The 12,632-nt window shown below is 73.8% G+C and carries 11 protein-coding genes; 9 read left to right on the top strand and 2 right to left on the bottom strand.

Features of this window, described 5'->3' with window-relative positions; genetic code table 11:
• The first annotated feature begins 284 nt into the window (after window positions 1–284).
• Both ACZ6W9_RS29150 and ACZ6W9_RS29145 read left to right on the top strand, forming a co-directional pair.
• Window positions 285–2,414, top strand: coding sequence for an amylo-alpha-1,6-glucosidase (locus tag ACZ6W9_RS29150; protein ID WP_389959633.1), 2,130 nt, complete (start codon window positions 285–287; stop codon window positions 2,412–2,414).
• A 117-nt stretch (window positions 2,415–2,531) separates the two neighbouring features.
• Window positions 2,532–3,647 (top strand): glycosyltransferase family 4 protein, encoded by a 1,116-nt coding sequence (locus ACZ6W9_RS29145; RefSeq protein WP_389959636.1) that lies wholly within the window; start codon window positions 2,532–2,534, stop codon window positions 3,645–3,647.
• 97 nt (window positions 3,648–3,744) lie between these two features.
• Here ACZ6W9_RS29145 and ACZ6W9_RS29140 read toward each other — a convergent pair whose 3' ends face one another.
• Window positions 3,745–4,161 (bottom strand): peptidase inhibitor family I36 protein, encoded by a 417-nt coding sequence (locus ACZ6W9_RS29140; protein ID WP_389959639.1) that lies wholly within the window; start codon window positions 4,159–4,161, stop codon window positions 3,745–3,747.
• 209 nt (window positions 4,162–4,370) lie between these two features.
• On the opposite strand from ACZ6W9_RS29140, the gene ACZ6W9_RS29135 reads away from it, so the two are divergent.
• Window positions 4,371–5,144, top strand: a complete 774-nt coding sequence (locus tag ACZ6W9_RS29135) for an enoyl-CoA hydratase/isomerase family protein (protein WP_389959642.1) — start codon at window positions 4,371–4,373, stop codon at window positions 5,142–5,144.
• 17 nt (window positions 5,145–5,161) lie between these two features.
• Here the strand turns inward: ACZ6W9_RS29135 and ACZ6W9_RS29130 are convergent, their stop codons facing one another.
• Window positions 5,162–6,538 carry an MFS transporter gene (locus ACZ6W9_RS29130; RefSeq protein WP_389959644.1) on the bottom strand — a complete coding sequence of 459 codons (1,377 nt, stop codon included), beginning with the start codon at window positions 6,536–6,538 and terminating at the stop codon, window positions 5,162–5,164.
• Between the two features lie 94 nt (window positions 6,539–6,632).
• Between ACZ6W9_RS29130 and ACZ6W9_RS29125 the strand changes: the two genes are divergently transcribed.
• From ACZ6W9_RS29125 to ACZ6W9_RS29100, 6 genes are all read left to right on the top strand, one after another.
• Window positions 6,633–7,211 carry a TetR/AcrR family transcriptional regulator gene (locus ACZ6W9_RS29125; protein ID WP_470120596.1) on the top strand — a complete coding sequence of 193 codons (579 nt, stop codon included), beginning with the start codon at window positions 6,633–6,635 and terminating at the stop codon, window positions 7,209–7,211.
• A 180-nt stretch (window positions 7,212–7,391) separates the two neighbouring features.
• Window positions 7,392–7,898: a hypothetical protein gene (locus ACZ6W9_RS29120; protein WP_470120594.1), complete on the top strand. Its 507-nt coding sequence runs from the start codon at window positions 7,392–7,394 to the stop codon at window positions 7,896–7,898.
• Window positions 7,895–9,166, top strand: a complete 1,272-nt coding sequence (locus tag ACZ6W9_RS29115) for a DUF6395 domain-containing protein (protein WP_470120592.1) — start codon at window positions 7,895–7,897, stop codon at window positions 9,164–9,166. Before ACZ6W9_RS29120 ends, ACZ6W9_RS29115 begins: the two co-directional genes overlap by 4 nt.
• On the top strand, window positions 9,163–10,005 hold the full coding sequence (locus ACZ6W9_RS29110; protein ID WP_362939007.1) for a M55 family metallopeptidase: 843 nt from the start codon (window positions 9,163–9,165) through the stop codon (window positions 10,003–10,005). Before ACZ6W9_RS29115 ends, ACZ6W9_RS29110 begins: the two co-directional genes overlap by 4 nt.
• An 80-nt stretch (window positions 10,006–10,085) precedes the next feature.
• Window positions 10,086–11,630 carry a flavin monoamine oxidase family protein gene (locus tag ACZ6W9_RS29105; RefSeq protein ID WP_389959654.1) on the top strand — a complete coding sequence of 515 codons (1,545 nt, stop codon included), beginning with the start codon at window positions 10,086–10,088 and terminating at the stop codon, window positions 11,628–11,630.
• Window positions 11,631–11,845: 215 nt separating this feature from the next.
• A complete protein-coding gene (locus ACZ6W9_RS29100) occupies window positions 11,846–12,367 on the top strand; it encodes a YbaK/EbsC family protein (RefSeq protein WP_389959657.1) in 522 nt (173 codons plus the stop codon).
• Window positions 12,368–12,632: the final 265 nt, after the last annotated feature.

Genomic DNA, 12,632 nt, shown 5'->3' with positions numbered 1-12,632 from the left:
GCGAAGAATTTCTTCACCCTGTCAGCGCGGTGGCCTCCCGCCTCGACCGCTTCCGTGGCTAATGACGGTCGCGGGCACGTCCCCGGTCCCGCAGCGCGGAGCGGATGCCTCGGACGAGCAATCCGCTCGCAAGGCGGCCGTTACGCAGAACGGACAGAGATGAAGGCGCTGAGCAGGTAAAACCTGCGCATGGGGGTTCGATTTGCGGTTCTTCTCCCGGGTGGGGCGGAAAGGGAACGGGTTGGAGGCGAAGGCCGGCGAGCCGTACGCACTGGAGAGAAGAAGTGAACGGGTGGACTTTCGAGGGCCAGCCCGGCGCACTGGGCGACAGCGCGGTGACCCTGGTGGAGAGCGGTTCCTTCTGCGTGTCCGGGCGCGGCGGGGACATCGTGCCGGGCGGGGCGCAGGGGATCTACACCGCCGACACCCGGCTGCTGTCGCGCTGGGAGCTGCGGATCGACGACGCCGGGGTGGAGCCGCTCAACGTGTTCGTCGCCGAGCCGTACCACGCGACGTTCGTCGGCCGGGCGGCGCCGCGGCCGGGGCGGGCGGAGAGCACCCTGCTGGTGGTCAGGGACCGCTACATCAGCGGCGGCCTGCGCGAGGACCTGACGCTGCGCAACCTGTCCGACGAGCCGGCCGGATGCCTGGTCGACATCCATCTGGCCGGTGATCTGGCCGACCTGTTCGAGGTCAAGGCGGGGCGGGTCCGGCACGTGCCCGACGTGGAGACGACGCCCGACCGGACGGGCATGATGATCTTCTCTGCCATCCGCTGCCGGGGGACCCGGGTGGTGGCCGATCCGCAGCCGATCTCCATGCCCGGCATCCTCGCCTTCCGGATCGTCGTGCCCGCCCGGGGGGAGTGGACCGCCACCGTCCAGGTCAACCCGATCCTGGACGGCGAGGAGCTGCCCACCCGGTTCTCCACCCGTCACCCGCTGGAGCACGCCGAGCCCGTCCTGCGCCGGGCCGACTGGGGCCGGCTCAGCCCGACCGTCATCACCGCCGACCGCACCCTGACCCGCGTCCTGCGCCATTCCCTGGAGGACCTCGGGGCACTGCGGCTGTTCGACCCCGACCGGCCGGAGGAGCCGCCGACGGTCGCCGCGGGCGCGCCGTGGTTCATGACGCTGTTCGGCCGCGACTCGCTGCTGACCTCCTGGATGGCCCTGCCGATGGACCAGTCGCTGGCGCTCGGCACACTGCGCCGCCTGGCCAGGCTGCAGGGCAAGGTCGATGATCCCCTCACCGAGGAGGAGCCGGGCAAGATCCTGCACGAGCTGCGCTTCGGCGCCCAGGCCGGTGGCCTCGCCTACTACGGCTCGGTGGACTCCACCCCGCTGTTCGTGATGCTGCTGGGCGAGCTGCGCCGGTGGGGCCTGCTGTGCGCGGAGGTCGAGGAACTCCTGCCGTACGCCGACGAGGCGCTCGGCTGGATCACCAGGTCCGCGGACCCGTTCCTGTCCTACCGCCGCAGGACCGACCACGGCCTGGTCAACCAGGGATGGAAGGACTCCTTCGACGGCGTCGCCTTCGCCGACGGCACCCTGGCCCGGCCGCCCATCGCGCTGGCCGAGGTGCAGGGCTACGTCTACGCCGCCTACAAGGCGCGCGCCCACTTCGCCCACGAGGCCGGCGACACCACCGTGGAGGAGGAGTGGAAGAGGCGGGCGGCGCGGCTGCGGGAGGCGTTCAACGACCGGTTCTGGATGCCGGAACGCGGCTACTACGCCATCGGCCTCGACGGCGAGGGGCGCCGCATCGACTCCGTCGCCTCCAACCCCGGCCACTGCCTGTGGACCGGCATCGTCGACGAGGACCGCGCCGCGTCCGTCGCCGAGCACCTGCTCTCGCCGAGCATGTTCACCGGGTACGGCGTGCGCACCCTGGCCTCCGACATGGACGCCTACAACCCGATGAGCTACCACAACGGCTCGGTCTGGCCGCACGACAACTCCCTCATCGTGGCCGGGCTGATCCGGTACGGCTTCGTGGACGAGGGGCGGCGGATCGCCTCCGGCCTGATGGACGCGGCGGAGGCGTTCGGCTGGCGGCTGCCCGAGCTGTTCTGCGGCTTCGCCCGGGGCGACTTCTCCCCACCGGTGCCCTACCCCACCTCCTGCACCCCGCAGGCGTGGGCCGCCGCGTCGCCGATCCACCTGCTGCGCAACCTGCTCCGCTTCGCCCCCTGGGTGCCCTACGGGCAGGTGTGGCTGGACCCCGTGCCGATGGAGGACATCCGGGTCGAGGGGATGCCGCTGGCCGGATCCCGGATCACGATCGAGGTCAGCGGCGGGAAGCTCTCCGTGACCGGGCTGCCCGAGGGGATCATCCTGCACGACGAGCCGCGCCCACCGGTGCCGGACCCGGGAGAGGGCTTCACCGCCGGGGCCTCGGGGCGGACGCGATGACGGCGGGGGTCCAGAGCGGTCCGGGACGGTCTGGAGCGGTCTGGGGCGGCTCGGGGCGGGAGGACCGGACCCGGGGAAGGACGTCGACAGGCCGCGAGGCCGTGAGCGGGGGCGGGGATGATCACTGAAGAGGAGCCGGCCGGGTGGCCCGGCGGGGGGCTGCGCGTCGCGATGATCGCTCCCCCCTGGTACGACGTGCCTCCCGCGGCGTACGGCGGCATCGAGTCGATGGTGGCCGACCTCGTCGCGGGGCTGTCACGGCGCGGGCACGAGGTCACCCTGATCGGCGCGGGCAAGCCCGGCACGTCGGCCCGGTTCCTGGCGACCTACGCCGTGCCGCCGTCGGAGCGGATCGGCGAGGCGATGCCGGAGGTGCTGCACGCGGCCAGGGCACACGGCATGCTCTCCGGCCTGGAGACGGACATCGTCCACGACCACTCGCTGGCCGGGCCGCTGCACGCCGGATGCCGGGCCGTCCCGACGGTGATCACCTGCCACCTCACGATGGACGGCGAGTTCGGCGACTACTACCGCTCGCTCGGCACGGGCGTGGCGATGGTCGGCATCTCCCGGGCGCAGCGGCGCAGCGCCCCCGGGCTGCCCTGGGCCGGGGTCGTCCACAACGCCGTGGACATCGCCTCCTTCCCCTTCCGAGAGGACAAGGAGGACTGGGTGCTGTGGCTCGGCCGGTTCAACGAGGACAAGGGCGCGCACCTGGCCGTCGACGCCGCCCGCGCGGCCGGCCGGCGGATCCTGCTGGCCGGCAAGCTCACCGAGCCGGTGGAGCGCGCCTACTTCGCCGAGCACGTCGCGCCCAGGCTCGGCGCCGACGCCGAGTACGTCGGCGAGGCCGACGCCGTCGGCAAGCGCGAGCTGCTCGCGGCGGCCCGCTGCCTGCTCTTCCCCGTCCTGTGGGAGGAGCCGTTCGGCATGGTGATGATCGAGGCGATGGCCTGCGGCACGCCCGTGGTGGCGTTCGGCAGGGGAGCGGTGCCCGAGGTCGTCGCCGACGGGGTGACCGGGTTCGTCCTGGACCGGCCCGAGGAGCTGCCGGAGGCGATCGAGGCGGCCGGGAAGATCGACCCGAACGCCTGCCGGTCCCACGTGGCGGACCACTTCGGGGTCGAGGCGATGGCCGAGGGCTACGAGCGCGTCTACCGCAGGGTGCTCGCCGGGGCCGCCGGCCGGTCCGAGCCCGCCGGCGGGACCCGGGGCCTGATGCCGCTGAACTGATCCCGCGTCCACGCCGCCGGGTCATCGTGTGCCGGGAGACCGGGGGCCAGGTGTCACCTGCGGCTTTCCGCACGACACCCGGCCCGCCGGGGCCCGGTCAGCCGTGGGAGTCGGCCGGGGAGCCGGTGAAGGTGGTGAGGCAGGACGGGCCGTTGGCGCCGTCGAAGCGGACCGAGTGGAAGAAGTCGCGGAACGGGGTGTAGAAGTTGCCCTTGCCCCAGGGGGAGGTCACGGCGGAGCAGCCGCCGTAGCCGGCCGCGGAGTACAGGTGGATGTAGGAGGCCGTACGGTTCCAGTCGGACTTGGCGCGGCCCGCCATGCCGAGCGCGGCGAGGTCCGGCGTGTCGTTCTTGATCTCGACCATGTCGCCGGTGCCGTCGAGGCCGGAGAACATGCAGTAGTACCCGTCGTGGCAGCGGTCGTAGCCGGTGGCGGCCTGGGCGGGGGCGCCCGTCAGCGCGGTCAGCGCGACGGCCGCTACGGGGATCGCCAGCATCTGAAGCTTCTTGCCCAATGTTCCTCCATTGGTGAAACTTTCCTTCGATGACCGGCTCGACCATACCTGTTGAGATCTTGCAGAGGAAGAGGTCAATTTCCGGCCTCCCGAAACCCGGCCGCCTGTGATCCGGCCGCCGCTTCCGGGCGTACGGCGAGCGGGCTACTGGGGCGGCGAGGCGCTCCTCTAGGGTGCGGGGGACGGGATGCTCGGAAGGAAGGACGGCCATGGGTGAGTTCGTGCGGGTGGAGACGGCCGACGGGATCGCGACGATCCGGCTCGACCGGCCGAAGATGAACGCGCTCAACCGGCAGGTCCAGGAGGAGATCCGCGACTGCGCCCGCCAGGTGGACGCCGACCCCGGGGTGTACGCGGTGGTGCTCTACGGCGGCGAGAAGGTCTTCGCGGCGGGCGCCGACGTCAAGGAGATGGCCGGCATGTCCTACGCCGACATGGCCGTCCACTCGGCGACGCTGCAGGCGTGCTTCACCGCGGTCGCCGAGATCGGCAAGCCGGTCATCGCGGCGGTGACCGGCTACGCCCTGGGCGGCGGGTGCGAGCTGGCGCTGTGCGCGGACATCCGGATCGCGGGCGAGTCGGCCAAGCTGGGCCAGCCGGAGATCCTGCTCGGCATCATCCCCGGCGCCGGGGGCACCCAGCGCCTGCCGCGGCTGGTCGGCCCGTCGCGGGCCAAGGACCTCATCTTCACCGGCCGCCACGTCTCCGCCGCCGAGGCCCTGCAGATCGGTCTGGTCGACCGGGTCGTCCCGGACGCCGACGTCCACACCGAGGCACTGGCCTACGCCGCGCGGTTCCAGGGCGGCCCCGCGCTGGCCGTGCGGGCGGCCAAGCAGGCCGTGGACCGCGGTCTGGAGGCCGACCTGGCCACCGGTCTGGAGATCGAGCGCCTCCAGTTCTCCGGCCTGTTCGCCACCGAGGACGCCCGCAACGGCATGCGGGCCTTCGCCGAGAAGACCAAGGCCGCCTTCACCGGCCGCTGACCGGCCGCGCCGGACCGTCAGGCGGCGGCCGGGGCCGGGGTCCCGGCCGGGGCGGCGGTGCGCGGCACGGCCTGGACCAACGCCGCGACGGCCAGGGTGACCACGATCAGGTAGACCAGCCCGTGCCGGAACGCCCCCGCGACCCCGGCCGACAGATCGCCGTAGAACACGATGCCGACGACGCCGACGCCGATGGCCGAGCCGACCTGCTGGGTCGTGGTGAGGATCCCGGCGGCGGCGCCGGCGTGCCGCGGGGCGACCCTGGCCAGGACGGTGCCCATGATGGGGGCGAGCGCCAGACCCATGCCGACCCCGTCGGCGACCAGCATCGGCACCAGCCAGCCGATCGGCGCGTCCCAGGCGACGGCGACGAGCAGGGCGGTCAGTCCTGCGGCCCTGGTCAGCCCGCCCAGGGCGATCGTCTGGCGGCCGAGGCGGGCGGCCAGCCGGGGTGCGAGCAGCGAGGCCGCGAGGTAGCCCGCGCCGATCGGGGCGAAGATCAGTCCGGCCTGGAGCGCGTCCAGGCCCCGGCCCTCCTGGACGTACAGGGCGAAGACCAGGAAGTAGGCGGCCATGCCCATGGTGAAGGCGAGCTGGGTGAGCAGCCCCGCGGTGAAGGCCCGCTCGCGGAACAGGGCGAGGTCGATCAGCGGCGACTCGTGCCGCCGCCTGCCGTACGCGGTGAAGAGGGCGGCGGCGGCGGCGAAGGACAGCCAGGTCCACAGCGGCCAGCTCTGCTCGCGACCCTCGATCAGCGGCAGCAGCGTGGCGGCCAGGCCGAGCGTGATGAGCACGGCCCCGCCGGCGTCGAGCCGTACGGCGTCGGCGGACCGGCTCTCGGGCACCACGCGGCCGGTCATCACCAGGGCGGCGACGCCGATCGGCACGTTGATCAGGAAGCAGGTGCGCCAGCCGAGCCCGAACAGGTCGGCCTGGATGAGCACGCCCCCGATGAGCTGGCCGAACACCGCCGCCATGCCCATGGTCAACGCGTAGGCGCCGAGCGCCCTGGCCTGGGCCGCCCCGTGGTAGGCGGTGCGCAGGATCGCCAGGACCTGCGGGGAGAGCAGTGCGGCCGCCGCGCCCTGCGCGACGCGGGCGGCGATCAGCGTGCCGGCGTCGGGGGCCAGGCCGCAGACGACCGAGGCCAGCGTGAAGAGGACCAGCCCGAGGGCGAACATGCGGCGGCGGCCGAAGAGGTCGCCGAGCCGGCCGCCGAGGACCAGTCCGGAGCCGTAGGCGAGGCCGTACCCGGCGACCACCCATTCGACGGCCGTGGCTCCGGCGTGCAGGTCGCGCTGGGTGGTGGGGATGGCCACGTTGACGATGAAGAAGTCGAGGATCGTGATGAAGACACCGGTCAGGACGGTGGGCAGCGTGCCCCGGCGTGGCATGAGGGCTCCGAGGGATAGATAGAACGGTCGGTATACAGCGCCTCATTAGATAGAATGGTTGGTCTACTGTCAACCGCGTGCGAGGATCGAAGCCGTGACCACGACCACGAGACCCGGACCGCGCGAGCGGCTGATCGAAGCCGCCCGCGAGCTCACCTACACCCATGGCGTCCACGTCGGCGTGGACGCCATCCTCGGCCGGGCCGACGTCGCCCGCCGCTCGCTCTACCAGCACTTCGGCGGCAAGGACGGGCTCATCGCCGAGATGCTGCGCACCCACGCCACCACCGACCGCTACCGGGAGACCATGGACGCGGCCGGCGACGACCCCCGCGAGCGCGTCCTGGCCGTCTTCGACGAGCTGGAGCGGGTCACCACGCGGCCCGGGTTCCGCGGCTGCCGCTACACCGCCGCCGAGCTCGCCCTCGCCGACCCGGACCACCCGGCCCACGCGGAGGTCCGCGCCCACAAGGAGGAGCTGCACCGGATCTTCACCGCCGAGCTGACCCGCCACGGCCACCCGGACCCGGAGTTCGGCGCCGACCAGATCCTGGTGCTCGTCGACGGGGTGCTCGCCCACGCCGTCACCCGCCCCGGCGCGCATCCGGCGCTGGCGGCATGGGCGATGGCCGAGACGATCCTCGGGCCGGGCGGAACGGCGGAGCGGGGCTGACCGGGCACCGGGACGGCCGGCCGGGCACCGGGACCCGAGGCCGGGAGGGGCCCGGAAGGGCCGGGCCACAGACGAGCCGGGCCGGGGACCGGCCGCGCTGGAATGTGAGGGCCGCACCGAGCTGCGCCGATTCCTGGGACCGTCCGGATATCACGGTATTTGCCGGTATCGTGCCGGGCTATGGCGCGATTGGCGAAGCGGGCTCTGGTGCCCGCCCGGCTGCGGAGTGCGGTGCGCGGCTGGTTCGACTCCCGGTACATCTCCCTGGCCGAGCACCGCCAGGACATCAAGGACGCGCTGTGGGAGGTCCAGGTGCTGCGCCGGGAGGTCACCACGCTGCGCGCCGAGGTCGAGAGGCTCCAGGCCCGCACCGCCAAGGCCCCCGCCGGTCCGGCCGCTCCCGCCGGCCGGACCGTGGACGAGGCTCGGGCGCGGCGCTGGGACGACGCCCACCGGCTGGCCACGGAGACGGCCGCCGCGATGGAGCGGGTGCTGCAGAACGAGGTGCTGCTCTGGCAGGCCGTGGACCGCGCCACCGGCCGTGCCCCCGGGGCCCCGGAGACCCCTGAGAGCCGTTCCGCCGGTTCCGGACGCGCCACCGGGAACGCCGGCCGTACGCCCGGGAGCGCCGGGACCGGCCGCGCCGCCGGGGCGGCCCTGGACCGCGCCGCCGGGAGCGCCGGGTGAGGGTCTCCTGGACCTCCGAGCGGACCCCCGAGCGGACCCCCGAGCGGTCCTCCGACCGGTTCTCCGGCGGGGCCGTCCGGCACCTGACCTTCCGGCTCGACCCCGAGGACGGCATCACCGGGCACTGCGCCGACGGCCAGCCCCTGAAGATGGCCACCAACTCCTGCCGGGTCGAGCTGCCCCGTGAGCCCCTCGAGGTCCACCCCGACCTCGAGGCACTGGCGGCCTGGACCGTCGTCGCCCCCTGGACCCGGCGCGCGGTCGTCTTCGACCGGCCGATCTCCGCGGAGCTGGCCGGGGCGATCCACGACGGCTGGGGGATCGAGGCGGGCCCGGTGGGCGCGCCGCCGCGGTCCGGTCGCCGGCTGGCGATCTCCTACAGCGGCGGCGCCGACTCGGTGGCCGCGGCGGCCATGCTGCCCGACGCGCCGTTCGTCCACTTCCAGCGGGTGTCCCACCCGCGCGTGCCCAACCGCTGGACCCACTACCGCTCCGACGTGCTGGCGAAGCTGGCCGCGCGCACCGGCCGCGAGCTGACCGTCGTCCGCTCCGACCTGGAGTTCACGCTCGCCGAGCCCCGGCCCGGCTACCCCGAGCATCACGCGGTGGCCGCCGGGGCGCTGCTGATGGCCGACGAGCTGGATCTCGGCGGCCTGGCGTTCGGCTACGAGCTGGGCTCGCGCTGGCTGGGCGGCGACCGCTACCTGCTGCGGTACACCCCGGACAACCCGATGTGGGCCCCGCACGGCGCCTGGGGCCGCGCCTTCGCCGCGGCGGGCGTGCACATCGTGCTGCCCGTCGGCGGGGTGAGCGAGGCCGTCACCATGCGGCTCGCCCTGGACTCCCCCCTGAAGGAGTGCGTCCGCTGGTGCCTACGCGGCGTGGACGGCCCCTGTGGCACCTGCGGCAAGTGCCTGTACAAGGAGCTCATCCAGGCCGCCGTCGAACGCCGCCCGCTGCGCACCGCCGTCGGCCCGGACCGGCCGGTCGCCCGTAAGTGGAGCGAGCCCCCGCCGTACGGCGGGCAGGAGATGATCGAGTACGGCTGCGCCCGGATCCCGGGCATCGAGGACACGGTCTTCGCCAAGGCCGCGGAGTTCCTCGGCGCGACCGAGGCCTCGACCGCCTGGCTGGACCGCTGCTACCCTCCCGCGATCGAGGAGATCCCCGAGCCGTGGCGGGCGACGGTCCGCGACTTCGTCGCCGCGGAGGTCGGGTTCATGAACGATGACGAGGCGCGTCGCGTCGAGACCTGGGGGTTGTCGTGAGGGTGTACGTGTCGGTGGACATGGAGGGCGTCACCGGCCTGACCGACCCCGAGGAGATGGGCGCCGGGGGCCGGGGCTACGAGCGCGGCTGCGAGCTGATGACCGCCGACGCCAACGCCGCCGTCCAGGGAGCCTTCGACGCGGGGGCCGAGGCGGTGTGCGTCAACGACGCCCACGGCTCGACGAAGAACCTCAGGATCGACCTGCTCGACCCGCGCGCCACCCTGATCAGGGGGCCGGGCAAGCCGCTGCGGATGGGCCAGGGCCTCGACGCCGGTCACCGGGCCGCCTGCTTCGTCGGCTACCACGCGCGGGCCGGGGTCGAGCACGGGGTGCTCAACCACACGTGGATGGGCAGGGAGATCCAGAACCTCTACCTCAACGGCGAGATCTGCGGCGAGACCCGCCTGGTGGCGTCGTTCGCCGGGTCGCTCGGCGTCCCGGTGGCCCTGGTGACCGGGGACGAGGCGGTCTGCGAGGAGGCCAGGGAACTGCTCGGCGACGTCGAGACCGTCGCGGTCAAGAAGGGCATCAACAAGTTCTCCGCCGAGCTGCTGCCACCCTCGGTGGCCCAGGCCCGCATCCGCGAGGCCGCCGTCCGCGCGCTCGGCCGCCTCGCGGACTTCCGCCCCTACGCGCCGGAGCCGCCGTTCACCCTCGGCGTCGAGTGGAACTCCACCGCCATCGCCGCCGGGTGCGCCCTCATCCCCGGGGTGCGCTCCGTCGGGCCCCGGCACACCGAGTTCACCACCGACGACTTCGCCCAGATCATGGCGGTGATGGGTCTGCTGGCCGGCATCGGCGGCCAGGTCGCCTGCGACAGCGGCGCGTACGGCTGAGGCCGCCGTCCGCCCCCCGAGACCGAGACCGAGAGACCCCCGAGAAGACCCCCGAGAAGACAGTGACCGAACGTACGACGATGACGCGCAGGGCACTGCTGGTGGGCGTGGGCGCGGCCGGCGGCGCCGGGGCCATGTTCGCCGCCATGGGGGCGCTGGGCCTGGCCCCCGACTCCCAGCCGTCCGACTACGTCCCGCCGCAGCCGTCCGACTTCTCCCTCAAGGGGAGGGGCGCGGCGAAGGTCGTGGTCCTGGGGGCCGGCGTCGCCGGTCTGACCTGCGCATACGAGCTGGGCAAGGCGGGCTACGACTGCACCGTCCTGGAGGCGTCCGACCGGGTCGGCGGGCGCAACCTCACGCTGCGCGGAGGCGACCGGCTGTCCGAGAAGGACGGGCCCGCCCAGACGGCCGGCTTCGGCGAGGGCGTCTACTTCAACGCCGGCCCGGGGCGGATCGCGCAGTGGATGGTCACCATGGACTACTGCCGCGAGCTGGGCGTGCCCCTTGAGGTGTTCGTCAACAACAACGCCTCGGCGTACGTCCACACGCGCGGCATGAAGGCCCCGGTCCGGGCCCGTACGGCCCGCGCCGACCTGTACGGTTACGTCGCCGAGCTGCTGGCCAAGGTCTCCCACGCGGGCGCGCTGAACCGCCGCCTCACCGCCGAGGACCGGGAGCGGCTCTCGGAGTTCCTGCGCCGGTTCGGCGACCTCGGGCCCGACCTGTCCTACCGCGGCTCCGACCGCCGCGGGTTCGCGACCTACCCGGCGACCGGCGGCGGCGTGCCGCTCGACCCGCCCGCCTCACTGGCGGAGGTGCTCTCCGCGGGCACCGGCCGGGCGGTCACCATGGACTTCGGCTTCGAGCAGGCGGCGCCGATGTTCCAGCCGGTGGGCGGGATGGACGCGATCGTGACCGCGCTGGCCGAGGCGGTCGGCCGCGACCGGATCAGGACGGGCACGCCCGTCACCGGGATCAGGAACCTGCCCGACGGCGTCGAGGTGACCCATCCGGGCGGCTCGGTCCGCGCCGACTACTGCGTGGCCGCGCTGCCGCCGAACCTGCTCGCCCGGCTGCCGCACAACCTCGGCGCCCAGGTCACCGCCGCGCTCCGCACCCCCGTGCCGGTCGCCGCCGGCAAGATCGGCCTGGAGTACGGCAGGCGCTGGTGGGAGATCGAGGACCGCATCTACGGCGGCATCACCGAGACCGACCTGGACATCACCCACATCTGGTACCCCTCCTACGGCTACCACGCGCCGACCGGCCTGCTCGTCGGCTACTACAACACCGAGAAGGAGGCCGAGCTGTACGGCCGGCTCTCCCCGGCGGAGCGCCGCAACCGGGCGCTCACCCAGGGCAAGAAGATCCACGGTGAGAAGTACCGCGCCGAGCTGCGCTCCAGCGTCTCGATCGCCTGGCACCGCCAGCCGCACATCGAGGGGGGATGGGTCCGCTGGCCCACGTACCAGGGGGCCTTCACCCTCCTGCAACGCCCGGCCGGGCGGGTCTACTTCGCCGGCGACTGGCTCACCCACCTGATCGCCTGGCAGGCCGGGGCGATGGAGTCGGCCAGGAAGGCGGTCACCGCGATCCACGAGCGGGTCCTGAGCACGCCGTCCTGAGCAGGCCGTCCTGAGCACGCCGTCCTGAGCGCGGCCGGGCGCGCGGTGTCCGGGGGCCGTGCCGCGCGGCCGTACAGTCTCAGGGAACGGCGGGGCGGTCTCAGATAACGGCGGGGCGGTTCCCGGGGAACGACGGGACGGTCCCGGGAACGGCGAGAAGACGAGAAGAGGGGTCCCGGCGACGGCGGGACACATGACGGAGGGGAAGAACGGCGATGGCGATCGGAACGCTGGAATGGGTCAAGGCCGGCGAGCGCCCCGACCTGCTCGCGGAGCCCGTGGCGCGGGCCGCGGCGGGTCTCGACGGGGTCCTCGTGGCCCCGATCGACCCGGAGCTGGCCGACACGGCGGCGTTCTGCGAGCGGTACGGCGTCGCCCTGTCGGAGTCGGCCAACTGCGTGATCGTGGCGGCCAAACGCGCCGGGGAGGTCCGTTACGCCGCCTGCCTGGTGCTCGCCACGACGCGGGCGGACGTCAACGGCGTGGTCCGGCGGCACCTGGACGCCCGGAAGATCTCCTTCGCCCCGCAGGACGACGCGGTCGGGCTGACCGGGATGGAGTACGGCGGGATCACCCCGCTGGGGCTGCCCGCCGAGTGGCCGGTGCTGGTGGACGAGGCCGTGGCGGCGCACCCGGAGGTCGTGATCGGCAGCGGCGTCCGCCGCTCCAAGCTGGCGGTGGCCGGTTCGCTGCTGGCCGGGCTGGAGAACGCCGAGGTGCTCCGGCTGGCGGGCTGAGGCCGGCGCCGGAGCCGCGCGGGGAGGCCGGGCCGACACCGGGCCGTGGAACCGGGGCCCGACCGGAGGGGCGGGGGCGGCGGGGCCATCGGACCGGGGCCGGGCTGCGGGATCGGGACCGGGGAACCGGGATCGGAGGCGCGGGGGCCGGGGTGTGGAGCCGGGCCGGGCCGGAGGCGCGGCGAGGCCGGGCCGCGGAACCGGGGCCGGGCCGGTGAACGTCGGGGTGGTCCGGCCGGTGAGCTGAACGCCCGGTGAGGAGCCG

The sequence above is a fragment of the Streptosporangium sp. NPDC053982 genome, from assembly GCF_055585205.1.
Note: the sequence above shows the minus strand (reverse complement) of the source record. Positions and strands in the feature narration are given on the sequence as shown.

Excerpts from the sequence above, each read along its gene's own strand:
- ACZ6W9_RS29145 (WP_389959636.1), top strand. The coding sequence starts at position 2,532 with ATGATCACTGAAGAGGAGCCGGCCGGGTGGCCCGGCGGGGGGCTGCGC.
- ACZ6W9_RS29135 (WP_389959642.1), top strand. The coding sequence starts at position 4,371 with ATGGGTGAGTTCGTGCGGGTGGAGACGGCCGACGGGATCGCGACGATC.
- ACZ6W9_RS29130 (WP_389959644.1), bottom strand. The coding sequence starts at position 6,538 with ATGCCACGCCGGGGCACGCTGCCCACCGTCCTGACCGGTGTCTTCATC.
- ACZ6W9_RS29120 (WP_470120594.1), top strand. The coding sequence starts at position 7,392 with ATGGCGCGATTGGCGAAGCGGGCTCTGGTGCCCGCCCGGCTGCGGAGT.
- ACZ6W9_RS29105 (WP_389959654.1), top strand. The coding sequence starts at position 10,086 with ATGACGCGCAGGGCACTGCTGGTGGGCGTGGGCGCGGCCGGCGGCGCC.
- ACZ6W9_RS29100 (WP_389959657.1), top strand. The coding sequence starts at position 11,846 with ATGGCGATCGGAACGCTGGAATGGGTCAAGGCCGGCGAGCGCCCCGAC.